General features: G+C 57.2%; 15 protein-coding genes and 1 pseudogene. 7 read left to right on the plus strand and 9 right to left on the minus strand.

The window, feature by feature from the left end:
- Nucleotides 1–12 precede the first annotated feature (12 nt).
- Nucleotides 13–4368: an RHS repeat-associated core domain-containing protein gene (locus tag B3I26_RS17640; protein WP_296259472.1), complete on the plus strand. Its 4356-nt coding sequence runs from the start codon at nt 13–15 to the stop codon at nt 4366–4368.
- A gap of 3 nt (nt 4369–4371) precedes the next feature.
- Nucleotides 4372–4860 (plus strand): hypothetical protein, encoded by a 489-nt coding sequence (locus B3I26_RS17645; RefSeq protein WP_296259474.1) that lies wholly within the window; start codon nt 4372–4374, stop codon nt 4858–4860.
- Nucleotides 4861–5555: 695 nt separating this feature from the next.
- On the opposite strand, the gene B3I26_RS17650 is transcribed toward B3I26_RS17645, so the two are convergent.
- Complete coding sequence (locus tag B3I26_RS17650) at nt 5556–6044, minus strand: phosphate-starvation-inducible protein PsiE (RefSeq protein WP_296259476.1); 489 nt, start codon at nt 6042–6044, stop codon at nt 5556–5558.
- Between the two features lie 256 nt (nt 6045–6300).
- On the opposite strand from B3I26_RS17650, the gene B3I26_RS17655 reads away from it, so the two are divergent.
- Nucleotides 6301–6564, plus strand: coding sequence for a YebG family protein (locus tag B3I26_RS17655; RefSeq protein ID WP_296259477.1), 264 nt, complete (start codon nt 6301–6303; stop codon nt 6562–6564).
- A gap of 253 nt (nt 6565–6817) precedes the next feature.
- Here B3I26_RS17655 and B3I26_RS17660 read toward each other — a convergent pair whose 3' ends face one another.
- Entirely contained in the window at nt 6818–7840 is a 1023-nt protein-coding gene (locus B3I26_RS17660) for a Glu/Leu/Phe/Val dehydrogenase family protein (protein ID WP_296259478.1), read from the minus strand.
- Between the two features lie 209 nt (nt 7841–8049).
- On the opposite strand from B3I26_RS17660, the gene B3I26_RS17665 reads away from it, so the two are divergent.
- Nucleotides 8050–8853, plus strand: a complete 804-nt coding sequence (locus B3I26_RS17665; RefSeq protein WP_296259480.1) for a SirB1 family protein — start codon at nt 8050–8052, stop codon at nt 8851–8853.
- Here the strand turns inward: B3I26_RS17665 and B3I26_RS17670 are convergent.
- The 6 genes and pseudogenes from B3I26_RS17670 to B3I26_RS17695 form a co-directional block, all read right to left on the minus strand.
- On the minus strand, nt 8807–12322 hold the full coding sequence (locus B3I26_RS17670) for a dermonecrotic toxin domain-containing protein (protein ID WP_296259481.1): 3516 nt from the start codon (nt 12320–12322) through the stop codon (nt 8807–8809). The genes B3I26_RS17665 and B3I26_RS17670 overlap by 47 nt on opposite strands.
- 896 nt (nt 12323–13218) lie before the next feature.
- On the minus strand, nt 13219–14130 hold the full coding sequence (locus B3I26_RS17675) for an SDR family oxidoreductase (protein ID WP_296259482.1): 912 nt from the start codon (nt 14128–14130) through the stop codon (nt 13219–13221).
- A gap of 117 nt (nt 14131–14247) precedes the next feature.
- A complete protein-coding gene (locus tag B3I26_RS17680; protein WP_296259483.1) occupies nt 14248–15222 on the minus strand; it encodes an alpha/beta fold hydrolase in 975 nt (324 codons plus the stop codon).
- Nucleotides 15222–15344, minus strand: a pseudogene (locus B3I26_RS17685) (class II aldolase); the annotation flags it as partial. The gene B3I26_RS17680 and the pseudogene B3I26_RS17685, both read right to left, overlap by 1 nt.
- 233 nt (nt 15345–15577) lie before the next feature.
- Complete coding sequence (locus tag B3I26_RS17690) at nt 15578–16264, minus strand: LrgB family protein (RefSeq protein ID WP_296259484.1); 687 nt, start codon at nt 16262–16264, stop codon at nt 15578–15580.
- Nucleotides 16261–16650, minus strand: coding sequence for a CidA/LrgA family protein (locus B3I26_RS17695; RefSeq protein ID WP_296259511.1), 390 nt, complete (start codon nt 16648–16650; stop codon nt 16261–16263). The genes B3I26_RS17690 and B3I26_RS17695 overlap by 4 nt, the downstream gene beginning before the upstream one ends.
- Before the next feature lie 141 nt (nt 16651–16791).
- Between B3I26_RS17695 and B3I26_RS17700 the strand changes: the two genes are divergently transcribed.
- Nucleotides 16792–17664, plus strand: coding sequence for a LysR family transcriptional regulator (locus B3I26_RS17700; RefSeq protein ID WP_296259485.1), 873 nt, complete (start codon nt 16792–16794; stop codon nt 17662–17664).
- 30 nt (nt 17665–17694) lie between these two features.
- Here the strand turns inward: B3I26_RS17700 and B3I26_RS17705 are convergent, their stop codons facing one another.
- Nucleotides 17695–18150 carry a flavodoxin gene (locus B3I26_RS17705; protein WP_296259486.1) on the minus strand — a complete coding sequence of 152 codons (456 nt, stop codon included), beginning with the start codon at nt 18148–18150 and terminating at the stop codon, nt 17695–17697.
- A 99-nt stretch (nt 18151–18249) separates the two neighbouring features.
- Between B3I26_RS17705 and B3I26_RS17710 the strand changes: the two genes are divergently transcribed.
- Together B3I26_RS17710 and B3I26_RS17715 are read left to right on the plus strand one after the other, a co-directional pair.
- Entirely contained in the window at nt 18250–18696 is a 447-nt protein-coding gene (locus B3I26_RS17710) for a PAS domain-containing protein (protein WP_296259512.1), read from the plus strand.
- A gap of 81 nt (nt 18697–18777) precedes the next feature.
- On the plus strand, nt 18778–19389 hold the full coding sequence (locus B3I26_RS17715; RefSeq protein WP_296259487.1) for a hypothetical protein: 612 nt from the start codon (nt 18778–18780) through the stop codon (nt 19387–19389).
- Nucleotides 19390–19412: the final 23 nt, after the last annotated feature.

Consider the following 19412-nt stretch of genomic DNA (forward strand, 5'->3'; position numbering starts at 1 on the left):
GATCACAACTCAATGCCTGATGCCCTCTGGGCCGCCCGCCAGGGTGACGCCCTCGCCCACAGCTCGATCCTGGCCGATATCCTGAGTGGCGTATTGGAGGTGGCGGCCGGTGTCGCCATCGGCGCACTGGTGGGAGCTGCGGTGGTCGGCGCAGCCGGCCTGACCCTGGCAACCGGTGGACTTGGCGCGTGCGTATTGGGCGCTGTCATCAGCGTGGCAGTCGGCGTGGGCATGAACCTCATCGGTGCCGACCAAGGCATCAGCCAGCTCAGCGCAAGCCTGGCCAACGCCCTGTTCCCTCCGACCGTATACGCGCGTATCAGCAGCGGTTCTTCCAATGTCTTTATAAACGGCCTGGCTGCGGCGCGAGCTGCAGGTGGCATTTCCTCCGACGCAACTGACCTTGCCGCTGACGACGCCCCCGAAGGCACCTTTCTTGACATGGCACAGGGGTTTTTCTCGGAATTGTGGCGGCCCACGCTCGCATCGCCTGCCGCTGGCGCATTACCGAAGGCGATGGATCATGTGAACTGCGAGCGCCATGCGCCGATGCCGGTGCAATACCTGGCCGAAGGTTCGGACCGGGTGTTCATCAACGGTCAACCTGCAGTGCGCAGTGGTGATCGCAGTACGTGCGATGCAACAGTGGTGTCTTCGGTGCATATCTCCCCGAATGTGCGCATTGGTGGAGACAAACTGGTAGTACGACCGGTTCGCAGCGGTAAAACGCCCGGCGTGGGTTTGGCGGTCAACACACTGATGATGCTCAAGGGTGGGCTGCGCAAATTTATCGGCAATCTGCCGTGCATGGTGCTGGGCGGAATCAATGCATACGGTGTCAGCCAGGCAGCAGGGGCGTTAAGCCGCGCGGTATCGGGCTCACCGCATCCGGTACATGCCGCGACGGGCGCGAAGGTACTGAGCGGGGCCGAAGAGCTGGACTTCGCCTTGCCGGGCGTCCTGCCCATTGAGTGGCAACGCTTTTACAACAGCCGGGATGAACGTCAGGACGGCCTGTTCGGAGCCGGCTGGAGTGTCCTGTATGAGGTCGGCGTCTGCATCGAGGTCGATCTCTGCGGCGCTGAACGGCTGATCTACATCGACGAACAGGCACGCCGCATCGACATGGGTTCTATCCCATTGGGGCATGCGGTGTTCAGTGCAGGAGAAGGTCTGGCAGTGCACCGGCATGCCAATGGCCAGATATTGATCGAGAGCGAGGACGGGCTGTATCGCCTGTTCGAGCCGGCACCGGCGGATGTCGCAACGTTGCGCCTGGCGCAAGTGGGTGACCGTAACGACAACCGGATTTATCTGGACTACGACGTCGAGCATCGACTCACGCGGCTGCACGACAGTCAGCAGACGTTGCAGGTTGAGCTGGTTTATTCCGTGCAATGGCCTCGTCGCCTTGAACGTATCGAGCGGGTATACCGCGATCTGCAGGTCGAGGTTCTGGCCGCCTATGCCTACGACGCTTGTGGCGATCTGGCGCAAGTGCGCGATGCATCCGGCAACGTGCAAAGGCGCTTCGCCTACGACAGTGGGCGGCGCATGGTCGAACATCAATTGCCCACTGGCTTGCGGTGTTTCTACGCATGGGCGCTGATCGAAAACCGCGAATGGCGGGTCATTCGCCATTGCACCGATGACGGTGAAGAGTACGACTTTGACTACGACCTCGCGGCTGGCAGCACGCTCATCACTGATGGCCTGGGCCGGGTCAGCATTCGCCGCTGGAACAATCAGCATCAGATCACCGAATACACCGACAACCTGGGTCAGACCTGGCAGTTTTCATGGAACAACGAACGCCAGTTGCTCGGCGCGATCGATCCCCAAGGCGGTCAATGGCACTACCGCTATGACGAAGCCGGACGTCTCACTTCGACAGAGGATCCGCTCGGGCGCAGCGATTTAACCGACTGGCTGGAACACTGGTCACTGCCGAAAACGGAAACCGACGCAGCGGGCAACACGTGGCAATACCGCTACGACGCTCGCGGAAACCGCACCCACGAAGTCGATCCACTGGGGCATGTCACTCAGTACCGCTACGACGAGTGCGGTCAGGTGGTCGAGATCATCGACGCCGCGGGCAAGAGCAAGAAGCTGCGCTGGAATGCGCTCGGACGCTTGACCGAGCACATTGACTGCGCCGGTTACCCAACATCAATGAGCTATGACCGGCGCGGTTTTCTGCAAGGCATCACCAATGCACTCGGGGAACGTACCCTTTACCAGTACGACAGCCAGGGTCGACTGTTGCAGACCGAACTGCCTGACGGGCGTGTCGAACGCTATCAACGGGATGCCGGCGGTTCACTGACTGCCTACACGGATCCTGCAGGCCACATCACAACCTACCAGTACAACCCGCGCGGGCAGGTGCGTCAACGGATCGATGCCCACGGTCGGTACGTGCAATTCAGTTATGACGTCTATGGCCGGTTGCAGGGACTGACCAACGAGAACGGCGAACGCTATCGATTCACCTGGGATGCAGCCGACAGGTTAATGCAGCAGGAGGATCTGGACGGCAGCCAGCGACGATACGTCTATGACCCGCTGAGTCATCCTGTACAGATCGAACACCGGCCTTCGCCTCATACGAGCGAGCGAGGTGAAGAGCCCATCGTGTGCCGGCTGAAACGTGATGTGCTGGGTCGCCTGGTGACCAAGACCACCACCGAGGGCTCCACCGACTATCGCTATGACGCCCTAGATCAACTGCGCGAGGTCGTGTTCACCGACCTGACAGGTGAGCAGCAAGGTGTCAGCTTCACCTACGATGCCTTGGGGCAATTGCTCGGTGAAACCGGTGCATCAGGCCCACTACACCACCGCTACGATGAACTGGGCAACCTGACGCAGACGCAACTGCCCGATGGCCGGTGGCTCAATCGCCTGCATTACGGCAGCGGGCATCTGCACCAGATCAACCTCGACGGGCAGGTCATCAGTGACTTCGAGCGTGACCGGCTTCATCGCGAGGTGCTGCGCAGCCAGGGTCAGATCAGCACACGCAGCCATTACGATCACTGCGGACGCCTGCGCTCAAGAACACGGCGAACCCTAGGCCAGCCCACTCATCCGTCCGCTGAGAGAGAAAAACAATACGTCCATGACCCTGCCGACAACCTGATCGGCCGAGTCAATCGCCAGGGAGCGCGTGAGTCGCGCACTGCCCTGCACCACGACGCGACCGCACGCATCATGGCCAGTCAAGACGATCTCGTTGGGCATCCCGAAACCTTCGCTTACGACGCTGCGGCCAACCTGCTCGACGGTCCACAGTCCAATGCCGGACGGATAAAACACAATCAATTACTGACGTACCAAGACAAACGTTATCGCTACGACGGCTTCGGCCGGATGATCGAGAAACGCAGCAGGCGTTACGGCTACCAACAATTTGCTTACGACGCCGAACACCGCCTGATCGAAGTCCGCAACGAAAACGGCAACCGTGTCCGCATGGCATACGACCCGCTCGGTCGGCGCATTGCCAAAACCGAACACGACCCGCACGGCAACACGATTGGCGAAACACGCTTCGATTGGGAAGGCCTGCGTCTGCTACGCGAACAATGCAATCACCTGCAGAGCCTCTACCTCTACACCGACGACAGCCACGAGCCCCTCGCCCGCGTCGACGGCATCGGCGCCCAGCATACAGTCCGCTACTACCACAATGACCTCAACGGCCTGCCGGAGCAGCTCACCGATGCCGACGGTCAGGTCGTATGGCAGGCGCACTACCTGGTTTGGGGCAACACCACGGAAGAAAACCGCAAGCCGCACTTCATTGAACAACAGAATCTAAGGTTTCAGGGCCAATACCTTGATCGCGAAACCGGACTGCACTACAACACCTTCAGGTTCTACGATCCTGATGTGGGACGATTTACCACCCCGGATCCCATTGGGTTAGCGGGTGGGATAAACCTGTATCAGTACGCGCCGAATCCGGTTGGGTGGGTGGATCCGTGGGGTCTCAATCCAAAGTGTCGCCTGACCGGAAAACAATATAGCAAGGCCAGCGAGCTACCTATAATTACACCCGGCTCAAAGGCGTGGAACGACGCGGTTAATGCGATTAGAAAAGGAGGCCGTGGCGACATCCGTGTGGCAAATGCAGCGCATGCTAAGGCGCTCCTCAAAGAGAGCAGAGGAAATATGGACGCTCGCAAAATGTACTCATATAAAAATCAAAAATATTCAAAAGGATATGAAACTCACAAGCCTCAGCACGGCTCTAGGCCGGGATCATGGGAGGCAGGAGAAGTACGGGTAGGAAATGATCTTCCACACATAAAGTGGCGAGACGGTACAGAAGATCTTGGCCATATTTTCTTCAAGGACTAAATGATGACACCTTACCCTGGACAGTTGATTGACGACGAAATTGGTTTCAGAATCCTGAAATGCTATATTTACAAGTTCATAAAAAACAATATTCATAAAAGACCCAGATATGACGTCAATGATAAATCCTGGACCAAGAAGAATTTTTTCTGGTTTAACACATTAAGACCTATGTTTGGCTCTTACCATACTGAAAACAACTTGGAAACGCTTTCAAATCTTAGAAATGCGGCTTTTTTATCCGATGAGCCAAAGGTCTATTTTATGCCTCAATACATTCAGGAAAAATTCAAAAAAGTAACAAAATCCTACATCTACTGTAGTTCCGGCACCGAGGTACAGGAATATCTTTCGGAAATCACCGCGAAAGACTTACAGAACATAACCATCTTCAATAACTACTTCACCTGGGCTGTGGACATATTCGAAGATACTCTCCCTCACTCAAAAAACGAGATGGACGTCGTCATCTATGTCAAAAAACCAAAATAGCCAAGTCGGGAATCCGAGGTTTGCTACAATGCAGACGATCATTACACAACCCTCGAAAACCGAAGACCTCTGTTATATGCAAGCGCTTTAACGAGACGCCAATCAGACGACGACACTGAGTCTTGCAACCCTTAGCACAGAGATAGACATTCTATGGCACGCCCCGGAAATCATCAGCTGTTGAAGCGGGAAAATGCCGTGACCACGAGGAGGTGTGCAGCATCAACACCAGCAATTAAATCTTTAAATACGCACAAACCTTGAGGGTGGATTTTTAATACATACGTCCACCCTCCCTGATATAGTTGCGAAGCAAAGGGTCCGACACAGGCAGATCAAAGCCAACCAAAAGAAAATTTTCCTTTCTAACCCGAATTTCTTGCATGCCTTGCAATGCACCATAGTGAGCAAACTGCAACCTGCTCAGCATGTTATTTATAATGATGTTTCTTATCGTGCATCCTCCCATCATCATCACAGATACGATTAATTGAAAACCTTACATACACCACCTCAACAGCTGCCTACCCACACTCTTTACACTACATTTACGGTTGGGCGACACTTTTTAATAGTGTACTGATTACCAACGAGTTAACACCTGACGGTGTACTGCACGTATTTAAGATGCCAGAGATACCACTTAAGTATGTTGACTAAGCTGTAGAGGCCTGCTGCTGAGGCTGGCTTATCCATCAAATCTCCCCCTTCTCCTCAACGACCGCCCCTTTAGTCTGCCCATGCGGATCTGGCACCTTCACCGACGGAAACTGCGAAGAGGCGTATCGGACCACCAAAATCGCGAAGGCGAGCAGCAGGATTGCACCGCTGAGGTACACGACGCCCAGATCCGGCGGCGCATGGTGCGACACGTCGGAGATCAACAAGCGGGTCAGGGCGGTGATCGCGACGTAGATGAGGAAGCGCACCGGCATGTGATTGGTCTTGAAATAGATGCCCACCATCGCACCCAACTCCAGGTAGATGAACAGCAGCAGGATGTCATCGACCGCGATATGCCCTTTATCCAGCATGCCGAGAAATGCCATGACTGCGGCCCAGGCGGTGACACCGCCGATGGCAAACAGCGCCAGGTAGTGGAACGTTTCGACGAAGAGGTTGCCCAGCGACTCGGCACAGCCATGGACGTGCTGACGGAGGGAGTCGGCCCAGTTGATTTTCACGATGTGCTTCCTTGAATGGCTCGGAACGAATGATGCCGCGCACGCATGACGCTTTTGCTGCGCTCGAGGCATGCATGTGCAGGCAGGCATTAAAGGGGTCATCGGCCGAGGTTGAGAACGTGACCGGTTGTCGCAAGTGGATCGCTGGCCCGTGAATTGCCACTACCCAAGCAGCGACGATTCCCTTATGCTGCGTACTGTATAAAAACACAGTACCCGTTCAAGATAACTATCGTGAAGGCATATGAGGTGGTAAATGGCCGTCGAAGTGGTATACCGCAGCAGCCGAGATCTGGAGCGCTTGTTCATGGATAAAGCCGAAGCTGACCGTCATGACAAAATGCTCGAACTCGCAGAGCTGCTGTCCAGTGTATTAGGCAAAGCTGTGCCTTCCCTGTCGGAAGCTCAGATTGAAGAAGCTGGCATCTTTATGGCGAAAAATCGCGACGTTTTCGCTCGTGCATTCAAGAATCAGCCAGATGCGTTGAACGAACTGTTCGGCGATTCGGCAGAAAAATAATCACGTCGGCGGCGTCAATTACCAGTAGCAGTCCGGCCTGCCAAGGGACATGAATACATCCCAGTCGGCAGGCCGTGCTACAGATCCGCTCCGTATGCGCATATCTCTCACTTCTCCGTGACTTTACTCATGCCTTGAGGGCTCCCGCACCGCTGCCCCTCTATAATGGCGCGATTTAAGGCCCGTGGCAGCGGCACAATCGCCACGCTTCTAAATCTCAAGTCGAATCGCAAACTTTCGTAAATCCGAAGGTTTACTCAATAGTTAATAACCGCTCTGCCAATGCATCTGCCACCCGTGCAGGGGAGCGTTTTTCAGCCTGGGCGTGGGCAAATATTTCAGTCAGCCGGGTGCCTATTTGAGCCAGATGTGTGGTGATGGTGCTTGGGCTTTCTCCCTGATGTTGCAGCGCGGCGTAGATCAAACCACCTGAATTGATGACGTAATCGGGCGCGTAAAGGATGCCGCGCGCTTCGAGCTGGTCAGCGATGTTTGCGCAACTGAGCTGGTTGTTGGCACCTCCGGCGACGGCAGCACAGCGTAGCTTGGTCACGCTGTGACTGTTAAGCACGCCACCTAATCCACATGGGGCGAGAATGTCGCAAGGTGTGTTAAGCAAAGCCTCGCAGGCGACCGGTTTGGCGCCCATTCGCTCCATCGCCAGTTGGACTTTGCCGCTGTCGAGGTCGGACACCAGCAATTCCGCGCCTGCGGTATGCAGTTGCTCTGCCAACGCCCAGCCCACATGCCCTAACCCCTGAATTGCCACCCGCAGCCCTTCCAGGTTGTCGCTGCCCAGCCGCGCCATCGCGGTGGTCCGAAGCCCGGTATACAGGCCCATGGCGGTGTAGGGGTTCGGGTCGCCCGATTGGGTAGTGGTCGTGACGTGCTGCGTGTATTGCGCGATGCAGTCCATGTCTTCACGCGATGTACCACTGTCGATAGCGGCGATGTAGCGGCCATCCAGCGCCTGGATGAAACGACCAAACGCTTCAAACAGCGCGGCGCGATTCGGTAAGTGGGCAGGCCGCAAAATGACCGCCGTTCCCCCGCCTAGCGACAGACCAGCCAGGACGGCTTTGTAGCTCATATTTCTGGCCAACTGAATAGCGTCTTCCACGGCGCTTTCCTCGGTTGGATAGGACAGGTAGCGACAGCCACCCAGAGCCGGGCCCTTCTGACTGCTATGAATCGCGATCACTGCTTTGAGGCCCGTGTGGGCATCGACGATCATGTGCAGTGATTGAATGCGCGAGTTGTGCATGAGAGCGAACATTGGCAGTGCTCCCGAATCTTGTATTGCGAGTATAGGCGCTGCTAGAAAAAAGACGGCTACGTCGCACCAGTCATTCAAACCCTAATGCGTTCTGCGCCACCGGCGAAAAAGCGGGACCGGCAATCGGTACTGGACGAACACGGCGACGGGGGCTACAACGAAACCTTCCAGGATCACATGTCAGACGCCTGATCCGACTTGAGAAGCCGATGAATCCACGCCAGCAATGCCTCGACTGCGTACGTGCCGAGCCGCCTTTGACCTTTGAAGCGGGATTGTGGATATCCGTGGAGCATGATGCCCAAATCCATCCTCGGGAAACGCTGCAGCGGGTCGACCAACTCCAGCGGCAGGTCAGCGCCACGTTGCCAATGCTTGCGCCCCCAGAACTCGCTCAACTGCTGTTGCGACAGATGGCCACGCTTGGCTTTCAGCAAGATGACTTCGCCCAGCCCAAACCGCAGGTGGCCTTGCTGGACAAGATCGTCGATCGACGGCGGGGCCAGCCGCTAGGGCTGGCGATGGTTGCACTTGAGCTTGCGCGTCGCCTGGAGATCCCTCTGGAAGGGGTGAACTTCCCCGGTCATTTCCTGTTGCGGGTACCCGGCGCCGACCATGCCCTGGACCCTTGTGGGGGGCGCAGACTGTACCCCAAGGACTGTCGCGAATTGCTGCTACGCCAATTCGGACCGGACATGCGACTGCAGGCCGAACATCTGCGTATGGCAACTCCCCAAGCGATGTTGCAGCGTCTTTCGCGCAATCTGCGTTATCTGCATCAGATTAATAACGATCCGCTGGCTTCCTTGAAGGACGCAAACCGTGTCCTCGAACTGGGACAGGCCAACACCAGCGATTACCTCGCCCGTGCCAGCCTGTACCAAACCCTGGAGTGTCCACAGGCCGAACGTTACGACCTGGAGCACGCGCTGTTGCTAAGCGACGACCCGATACAGCGGATCAGGCTTACCCAAAGATTAGTGACTTTGCCTGCCCTCGGAGGTATTCATTGACGGCTTTCTGCATCTTTGACTCGAACTCTCGCTTGCTCCAGATCCAGACACCCACAGGAACCCCGCCCCCCGTCGCAGCAAGCTGCGCAGCACTGAATAGTTTTCGGAACTTGTTCCCGCCGGAAACGATGCCTATCACACCGTCAATCAACAACGGTAAAGCGGCCGCACGGTCCCCGGACAGGTAGGCGTCCACGCCCTGGTAAACCTTGACGGCACTGGTGAAAATTCCCCAAGCGATACGGGCTGCGGGGAATGGGACCAGTAACACGTTGCCCAACCACTGGATGACGGTCCATGCGGTGGCGAGTCGCACTTCGGCCAGGCTCACCGTCTGCGCATCGACGTCAGCAATCATGCGTTCAATCATGTCGCCGTACAGGCGTTCCGCATCCATGATCCGGTATTCGAAGCGATTCACGATCCGGATGAATCCTTCATCGAATTTGCCGCCCCGCTGCAGCCGTTCCAGAAAGGTTCCGACCATCGGCTGTCCCATGTAAGCAACACGGCGATAGCAGTAATTCTGCATCTGAGCCGATTCCAGCAACCGGGCATAATCAGTTACGGGCCTGAAGTGGATGCCGTCTGGTGCGTTAGGTGTGTAAAGAAGGTTGTAGGCCGGATCGTTTCGGCTGAAATCGCGAAATATGAACACGCCTTCGATAATCTGGTTGGCGATCCTGAACGCTGAAACACCTGTGGTCTTACTCGAAGGCAGGGCATTCTGGTCAAGCGCGACAATGGTCTGCCGCAGCCAGGAATACTGGGATTCTGTCAATTCCCCGCGCATAAACTCTTTGAGCGCCCCTCGCGTCATTTCGTATTGAACACGCTTGGCCATCAGCAGTTTGCGGCGGGCATACACAGGGTCATTGCGGCTCAGAAAGGTCTCTTCCAGAAAGTCCATGTACCGGGCGCCCATGTCTGCGCCGCGAACCTGCTTGTCCATGAAGTGGATCAGGCGAATCGGCAACTCGCTGACATCCAGCCCTGTCGAGGAATAAAGATGAATGTGTGGCCGATGCGAAAGGATGTCCTTGCTCCCCTCCATCATCAGTTGAGTCAGCTGGTGCAACTCAGAGTTATCGCCGAACTCCGGGGTGTCACGGCGAGGCAAACCGAGACCGACATAGAGGGTGTCAGGATCAACGTGACGCGTGTAACCCGCGCCACACAAAAAATCGTTCAGCAAGCGGGATGTCTGCTGGTGAACATAGCTGCGGAAGTCGATCAAGCCAGGGCTGAGCTTTATGAATTCGGCATTAAGCGCTTCGATGCGGGCGTCCATCAGCGCCACAACGGCTGGGCTGGCAAATGAGTTCTCGCTGTCGGTTTGCGGCGCGGTGACTTGCGCCGCGTGCACCGATCGCGCCACTTTTTGAGTGATCAGTTGAGCCAGATTGCTTTCAAACGTCGTGCCTTGGCAGCGCACGAAAAGACAACTATTGGCCCCCCACAGCGCAGGCTTGAGTTGAACATCGTTGACCGCCGCACTGTGTCCGCGTTCTGTCGGGCTGGCCAGCTGCTCGTGAATGTAGGCCCGGCCAGACCCCGTTGCCAACCAGCCCCCAACGCCGAAACATAGCTGGCGCCAGGAACTGAACTCGAAGAAGTCCTGGCCACCTGGAGCGCCGGGCGCATACAAAACGAAATGCTCGGAGGTCTGAGTCTTGTCCGCAAAGACAATGAGGTCATTGAACCGTGTATGGGTTTCCAGCAGATAAAGACTGCCCATGCTGTAGCTGGAGCCTAGCTTGCTTTTATCGCCGCGGATCATGGCCAGAAGCTCATGGCTGCGGTCCTGAATCATGTGGCCTTGCATCGACGCGGTGAACGCGCTCAACGCGATGGCACTGTCACGATGCATGACCATTGCCCGCAGGTTCTCCGGGTCGGCATAAGCGTCACGCATAGCAGTCCCGTAGCGATGATGGAGGTTCAGGTCTTTCATCATCGTCGTGACGAATTCGTAGGAAAAGTCGGCGTGAATCTGATCAACCGCAGGCTCGAAGCCCACCTTCCCGTCGAGGCCCGGCATGCCCTCGACGGCGAATTCGAACAGTGATTTCCGATAGCTCGGTTTCAGGTCCTGTCCGCCGCCAAGCCGGATGCTGTCCTGCAGGGTAATCATCACCTTGGTGGGGTCGATCATGCAGCCCAGAGTCTTCTGCATGTAGTGAGTGAGCTCGCTGTAAGCAAAGACGGCAAATGACTCTATGTCCGCCAAGCGTTCGGCAACGTTGCCTTTGAGTGCCCGATGCTTTTCTTCTAGCGCCAGCAGATGGTTTTTGTCCGAAAGCTTGGCGTACTTGCGCCAATCAGGTTGCACCAAGGCCTCCGCCCTGACTGACAGCAGATTGAAGCGATGCCCCATTGCGTCGTCCAGGTAAGTGCACAGCTGCACGCGTTCGAGACTGGCGTGAAAATCGGCATCATCAAGACTCGGTTGCTGCATGAGGAAGTTCAGATCCCCTTCCTGCTTGCGTTGCACCGATTTCACATGATCGTCCAGCAACGAACAGTTGCGCGGCGTGAACTTCCAGGCGTCAGGAGAGATAAACTGTTCGTTGATGAGCCGACCTTTGTCGTACAGCCATAGGTTATCGACATAGTGCGGATCGGGATCCGCGCCGCTTAACCGGCGGCTCAGGGTCTCGCGCAGAACTGCTATCGACTCCACGCGTTCGATTCCCCGGCATGGCAACACCAGGAACACCACACCTGAAGGCTCGTTCGACGTTTGGGCAGATTGAGTGACGACGTACACGGACGGCAGCGTAATTTGCCTACCGTTCGCCAGCGTACAGGACACCCCGAAGACGCCATCGGTGTTACCGCCATGCACGACGCTGGACAAGCGGCTCTGCTCTGCAGCACTCATGGCTGCGGTCAAGCCGAGCAATTCAATCTCGCTCATCAGTGCTTCGCGCTGTAGCTGCTCCACCATCCGCACAGCTGTGTCCGTACGCTGCGAATCGACAGGGTGGGCAACCCGGCATTGCCACTGTCCGCGATGATACTGCTCATAAGCCGCGCACAGGGTGGGCATGAGCTTGTTAATAACCTCTATCAACTGCGTGTTCTGGGTGTCGGGAAGGGCATAGGCGCGGTCAAGTGTTGCGTGCCGCGTGTGAAAGCCGGCGCCTACTGCTTGCGTCACAGGTTTGAGGTTGCGCATCGCGTCGATCAGCAAGTCGGTCATGGCGACCGAGGACACCGAGCCATCAGCGCTACGTTGGTTGAAAAAAAGCGCGTCGGGGTTGGAAACGCGCAGCCCGATGTGCGGACGAGAATGCCTGATTCGCTCACGAAGCAGCGACGATGCCCACCCTCGCAAGCTCTGGCGCTGGGCCAGGACCTGCTGGCAACCTGAACTGGCTTGCGCCAGTTTCGTTAACTGCTGGGCGATCTGATCGAAGGTTTGAGATGCTCTTGAGGTAGAGGAAGAATCAATAAGGGCGTGCATGGGTAGCTCCAATGTAAATCGCTCATCCCGTTGCGGCATCCAGCCGGTCGGGAACAACGATGAGCGATGAAAGTGAGGCGCTATTAGAAGAGGAGCCTAGAACGGGACTGCGTTACATATTTATATTTTCAGCTCTTAACCTGCGCTAGTAGGTGTAGGAAAAAGCACGGGGAAGGCTGGGAAAACGCCGCAATTGTTGCCGACTGAGTAATACTCCATGTCATAAAAGACTATGTTTATGCATCGCGAAAAAAATTATGATTCTCCCACTTCGCGGCTACCCCGCCGTGAACTGGAGATTCCGATTTTTTGTCTGATTGCGATAACGCCTCAGCCTTTTATCAGGATTTCCCGACGTAGATTTTCAAGCTCCTGGATCTGACGTCTTGTTTAGCCGCTGCCGCTGCAGCGGCTTTTTTTTGCCTGGAATCAGACGTACTGACGGTAGAGCGGTGTCAACCCTTAACCTTTGCCGCTTGCCGCCGATCTGGCCGCGATCTCTCTCAGCGGCGGTTACCGGCATGCCCAGCATCAAACCAGCAGGTCATATTCAACCCTCCACGTTTTTTGACCTTGGAAACGTTTTCATCCGCTCAATACTGTCGGCCTTTTGCTAAACCATCTATTCAACAGGACTAAGCTTCGACTTAACGTTAAACCTGGGGTCTGGAGCCACTGCATATTCTCTGAGCGGCTCCTGAACTTAGTAAAATGTTTGGTCAACCACGCCAAAGACCCCGTCGGTCTTCAGAACCTGTAGGACATCGGAGGTGAATATGAGGAAAAGAACTGAACACGGAATCATTGCCGATAAGAAAAGTGTTCCTACAAATAAGTAAATACCCCGTGCAAAAACGGCCAGTCCGATCCCCGAACTGACCGATTCAACCAGCTCATTACCCCGCAAACTTCTGCAAGTTCGCCATCATTTCCTTCAACGCCTCCACGTTGTCCGTCGGGTGTGCGGCGTCACTGAAGTCGTTGATCGTGGCCCACTGCTCAGCGACGTCTGCTGGAGAGAAACCTGAACGAGGGTCGAATCCGGCGCCCAGGCTTCGTTCCCAGCGAACCTTGCCGATCCACCCGCCACCCACCTCGTAAAGCCCGCCGCTGTCCTGGCATTGATGGCTGCCCAGATAGACCACCAGCGGACTGACCAGCTCCGGCTTGAGCCGTTCGAACACGCCGGGCGGGATCAGGCCTTCGGTCATGCGCGTGCCGCCGGTGGGCGCAATGGCGTTCACCAGGATATTGTTTTTGCGCCCTTCCAGGGCCAGGGTACGGGTCAAGCCGTAAAGGCCTAGTTTGGCCATGCCGTAATTGGACTGGCCGAAATTGCCGTAGATGCCGGAGGTGGACGAGGTGAAAATGACCCGACCGTAATTCTGCCGGCGAAGATATGGCCAGGCAGCGTGGGTAACTTTGTAAGCACCTTCGACATGCACCCGGTAAACCAGGTCCCAGTCGGTGTCCTCCATCTTCGCGAAACTCTTGTCGCGCAGGATGCCCGCATTGTTCACCACCACATCGACGCGACCGAACGCATCCATAGCGTTCTGCACGATCTTGGCGCCCTCGATAACCGAATCATAGTTGGCCACGGCCTGGCCGCCAAATGCTTGAATCTCTGCCACTACTCGATCTGCGGCCGACGTGTTGGCCCCGCCGCCGTGGGCCGATCCACCCAGGTCATTGACGAGCACTCGCGCGCCATGCCTGGCGAACAGCAGAGCGTGCGCGCGGCCCAGCCCGCCGCCGGCGCCCGTAACGATCACGACCTTGTCGTTGAAATGTAAGGTTTCACTCATCCCGTTCTTCCCGCGGTGGTGTTTGTTCGCGCCAACTGGCGGCCCAATGCCGCTGGGCGCAAGGCTCGAGCCCGAGCTAACTGTCACGAGTGTCAGCTACTCAAGGGCGGGTCACAATCAACACGAGGCGCCCTGAATGGCGCTCGATAACGTAAAGGGATGATTCGCGGGCTTGCCGTTTTGCGTTAAGTGCGGCACGGCAATGTCAGCAAGCGTGTCGGCAAAGGTGGCACGGAACGCCTGGTAGCCACGCAGGACCAGCGTAGGCGCCTCGGTGTGGGGATAGCGGCCGATGTTTGCCAGCAAGACGGTGTCAGGGTTGGGAATCAACTCACGATAGCGCTCAAGCATGTGCTGGCCGCAGACCCGGTCAGCGCCGCCGTTGATGAATCGCATAGGTACCCGATTGCGCTGCATCGCCTGCACCCAGCGATCACCCAGGGCCATGCGCTCGGGCATGTAGCGAATCAACCGGTGCAGGATGTGATGACCGCGTCCTGCGGAGATCAGGCTCCAGAAGTCATCCAGCTCACTTTCGCTTGGCCGCGTATCGGCGCCTAAGGTGCGGGTGAAATACCGATCCAGGCTGTCACGGTCGAACAGCCGGCTCGCCAGCCAGCCCAGTCGACTGAGCAGCAGCTTATGAACGCCCAGTGGCCGGTGGCTTTCGGGAAACAGCCCGCCGTTGAGAAATACGCAGCTCGCGACGTCGAAAAGTCCCTCGTCATGGCGCGCCAGCAACTCCTGGGCAACGTTGCCGCCGTAGTCATGGGCCAATAGGTGCACGGGGTGATGGACCTGCAGGTGATCGAGCAACGCCTGCTGCAGATCGGCCTGCTCCAGGAGGCTGTAGTGTCGATTGCGAGGTTTGGCCGAATCGCCGAAACCGAGCATGTCGCAAGCAATCACTCGGTACTGCCGGGACAAGGGCTGCCACAGGTAGTGCCAATCCCAACTGGCGGTAGGAAAACCGTGTATCAGCAGCAAGGGGGCGCCGTGCCCCGCCGTCCAATAACGAATTTTCTGCCCGCGAAACATAAAGTCATGGCCGCGGGTGCGCCAGACGCAGAGGGGTATTTCCGCAAGCCGCATTACTGGGCGTACCGCGGCGAAGACTGCTCGAGTTTGCGCAACAACGCCGGCCATGCCGACTGCCCACCCCTGTCTCCGACGCTGCAGGTGACGCCTGCGATCATGGCGTGCGCCCCGGCAAGGGGGTGTCCGCCTGCCCTTCAGCGGCGCTGACCCGATCCTTCACGATCCGCTTGATGTAACTGACAGTATCGGTAGCTACCTGCACGACTTTCACGATCGACGTTCCCCGGCACTTGTTCTGCTCTAGTGGATCAGCAGTCTAGCCAGCCGGGATAAAAGCGGTACTTGCCTTGGCAGCCAGCTTAGTGACCTGCCGGGTCAGACGCAGCGAGAAGGCCCTATCGCACGTCCGTTAGAGCATCCAGACCAACAGCGGGGCCGCGAACAGGTTGAGCAGGCCGGTAAGCACCATGACCAGCCCGGCTACAGACCCCTCCTCGCCGCCCACTTCCCGGGCGCGGCTCACACCGGCCCCGTGCGCGCCGACGCCGAACAGAGCGCCGCGAGCCAGCGCCGTACGCAGCGGCAGCCATTTGAGCAGCACGCCACCCAGCGCCGCGCCGAATACGCCGGTGCACATCACGAACACGGCGGTCAACTCAGGCACACCGCCCAAATCATGGGCCAGCGGCATGGCGAACGGCGTGGTAATGGAACGCGGCACCAGCGACATCACCACCGAGGTGTCCAGCGACAACACCTTGGAAAGCCCGAACGAGGTGGCAATGGACGCCGCGCTGCCCGCCAGCATGCCGACCAATAGTGCCGGCCAGTGGCGCGCGAGCAACGCGCGCTGCTGCCAGATCGGAACGGCGAACGCGACCGTGACCGGCCCAAGCACCAGCATCAGCCAATGGGTATTGGTGGAGTATTCGGCATAGGCGGTGTGCATCGGTGCGGCAATGGCCAGTAGCACGGTCGGGACCAAAATCAACGGTGACAGCAAATAGCGGCCCGTGCGCCGATACAGCCAGCGACTACAGAGGTAAGCGGCGATGGTCACAACGAGCCAGAAAATCGGCATCAGCTCGAATTTCATGCGTCGCTCTGCGACGAAGAATCCTTCATGCGGCATACCAGCTCAACGGTGAATGCCGTCACCAGCATGACCATCAGCGTGCTGCAGCCGATCACCAGCATGATCCTCCAGCCCTCGTTGCGCACCAGCGTTCCGTAGTCCAGCAGACTCATGAGTGGCGGTATGAAAAACAGCAGCATTTCTGCCAATAGCAAACCGGCACCAGTCTGCAAGGCCGAGGGCTTGACCAAGCCGGTGGCGAAAACCAGTAACAGCAACGCAAGGCCGATGACCCCGCCGGGAATCGGCAGGCTCAGCCACAGTGCGATCTCGCAGCCCACTTGGTAAATCGCTACCAAGGCAACAAGTTCACCGATCAACCGAGCGAGACGATACAAACGTTTCATGATCATTCAGTCCTCCAGGAATCGCAGTTTATCCACTGACGATCCATCCCAAAAACGAATTGTTAGACTTGGCCCTATTCCAAAATGGAATTTTATCTTCCAGACTCTCTTTATCCTGCAGTTCAGTGGAGCGGTGTTCACGTGGAATTCAAACAGCTGCGCAGTTTCATCGAGGTGGTCCGCGAGGGTGGTTTTACCCAGGCGGCCAGAACGTTGTTCATCAGTCAGTCGGCTGTCAGCAAGCAGGTCGCGCAACTTGAGGACAGCCTGGGCGTGACCCTGCTCGATCGGCAGGGCTCACATGTTGCCCTGACTGCGGCGGGCAAGGTGGTGCTTCATCGCGCCGAAGAAATGCTCATCCTGCGCAATGGCTTGCTTCGTGAACTGGACGATCTCAGCAATCTCGCAAGAGGCGAGCTGCGCCTGGGCTTGCCTATGCTGGGCAGTGACACGCTATTCGCCAAGGCCTTCGCCGAGTATCGACGGCTGTACCCGAACGTCACTGTACATTTGATCGAAGGCGGCAGCCGGGCCATCGAGCAGGCGGTCATGAGTGGCGAACTGGAGCTGGGCGCGAGCCTGACTCCGGATGACCCGGTCTTCGCTTCACAGCCCTTTTGCGATGAACCCTTGGATGCGCTGCTTCCCGCCGACCACCCGCTTGCACATTCAAAGCAAGTGGCGTTGAGTGAGCTCGCCGATACACCTTTTCTTCTTTATCAGCGCAGCTTCGTGCTCAACGACCGCTTGCTTCAGGCCTGCCAGCAGGTCGGTTTCACGCCTCGCGAGGGCGGACGCAGCGGGCAGGCAGACTTTTTGGCGGCGCTGGTCGCTGCCGGGCAAGGTGTGGTGCTGTTGCCTCAGGTAGTGGCACGCGCGCTGGTTCGGCCCGGGGTTGTTCATGTGACGCTCAAGGCGCCGGCAAACCTGCGCTGGGACATCGCCTTTATCTGGCGCGAAGGCGCGTATCTGTCCAAAGCCGCGCAGGCCTGGCTGGCCCTCGTTCGTCAGTAGCCTGCACGTGAACAACGCCGGCACGGGGGCTCAGGCGCCGATTTTAACGATGAATTCGGCCAGCCAAGGTTCTGCGTCGCTTTCCGGTGTGACCGTCTCGCTGGCGTCCAGACGCAGCATTTCCTGTACTTGTTCAATGCCCGACTCCATGAACAACTCGCGCATCTGCTCGCCACCGCCACAAAATGTGTCGCCGTAGCTGGCATCTCCCAGCGCGATGACACCGCCAGGCAGACCACGCCACTCAGCCGGCAGCACGTCACGAATTTGCGAGTACAACGCCAGAATGTTATCCGGCAACTCGCCCAGGCCCGTGGTCGAGGTCACGGCGAGAAACGCTTCAGGCGTAAAAGCGCGCAGATCGGCCAGCGTTGCGCGCGGATTGAACAGCACCTCGTGACCGGCGTTGCTGATGATCTGCTGGGCATGTCGGGCAACTTCTTCGGCAGAGCCGTATACCGAGCCCGAGACAATGGCGACTTTCATTGTGTGATCCTGTGGCTGATTGAAATCGTGCGGCATTATGCCCCAGACCGACACAATGTCTTAGAATGCCAGCTCTGCAAAACCGCACGGAAGCCTCCGATGATCAACGCAAAGCTAATGCAAATGGCAGTCGATGCCTCGAACGATGGAATTGTGATCGCTGAGCATGAGGGTGACGATAATATTCTCATTTACGCCAATAAAGCCTTCGAGCGCCTGACCGGCTACAGCGCTGACGAGGTGCTTTATCAGGACTGCCGGATGCTGCAGGGCGACGATCGCGATCAGTTCGCACGGCGGGTTATTCGCGAGGCGTTGAACAAAGGTGAACCCTGTCGTCAGATTCTGCGCAACTATCGCAAGGACGGAAGCTCTTTCTGGAATGAGCTGTCGATCACACCGGTGCTGAACGACGCTGAAAAGCTCATGTACTTCATTGGTATTCAGAAAGACGTGACCGAACACGTGCTGACGCAACAGAAGGTTGTCAAACTGCAGGCAGAACTGGCACAAGCCCGATTAGAGATTGAGGCGTTAAAGCGCTAACATTCTGTAACTGACGAGTGGCAGTAACCAATGAACGGCCGTGATGTCATCTTCTTAATAACCGCCTAATCGAGCTTGATCATGCAGCGCGACGATATCCTCACGCAGGATGAGCTCACCTTCATCCAGAACATGCAGCGCAACCCCAAGCTCAACGTTCGGGAAAAATCCCGCTCCCGTAGCTTGATGGTGAATGGCGGTGTGCAGATTCAGGATCTGCTGACGCGTTTGGCGGCCCATGAGCAGGTCACCCTGCAGGCACAATTTGACAACCAGCAGATGACTTTTCCGCTGCACCTGGTTGAGGACGAGTTCCATGCGCTGCACCTGGAGCTAGGTGCTCCCAGCATTTTCGAAGAAGGCCCGCGCATTCGCCCCTGGCGTCTGACGTTGCCTGAGCCCGTCGCGCTGGAGACCGAAAAAGGCGCGCTGACTGCGTTGTGGGTTCATGAAATTTCGTTCAAGGGCATCCTGCTGGAAATTCGCAAGCAGACCAAACCGCCGAAAATGTTTTCCGCCTGGTTCACGCCCGCAGGCCTTGCGCCCATCGCCCTGCGCGGCACTTTTGAACGCCTTACGGAACAGGGCCTGGCGGCCTACCGACTCAGCCAGCACAGCAAGGAAGACACCGAGCGCCTGCGCCAGTACATCCTTCAGGAACATCGCAAGATCCATCCTTCCATGCATCTTTAACGCACTGGCCGTGCGCCTACGCG

This window comes from Pseudomonas sp. UBA5706, assembly GCF_002419965.1.
GTDB lineage: Bacteria > Pseudomonadota > Gammaproteobacteria > Pseudomonadales > Pseudomonadaceae > Aquipseudomonas.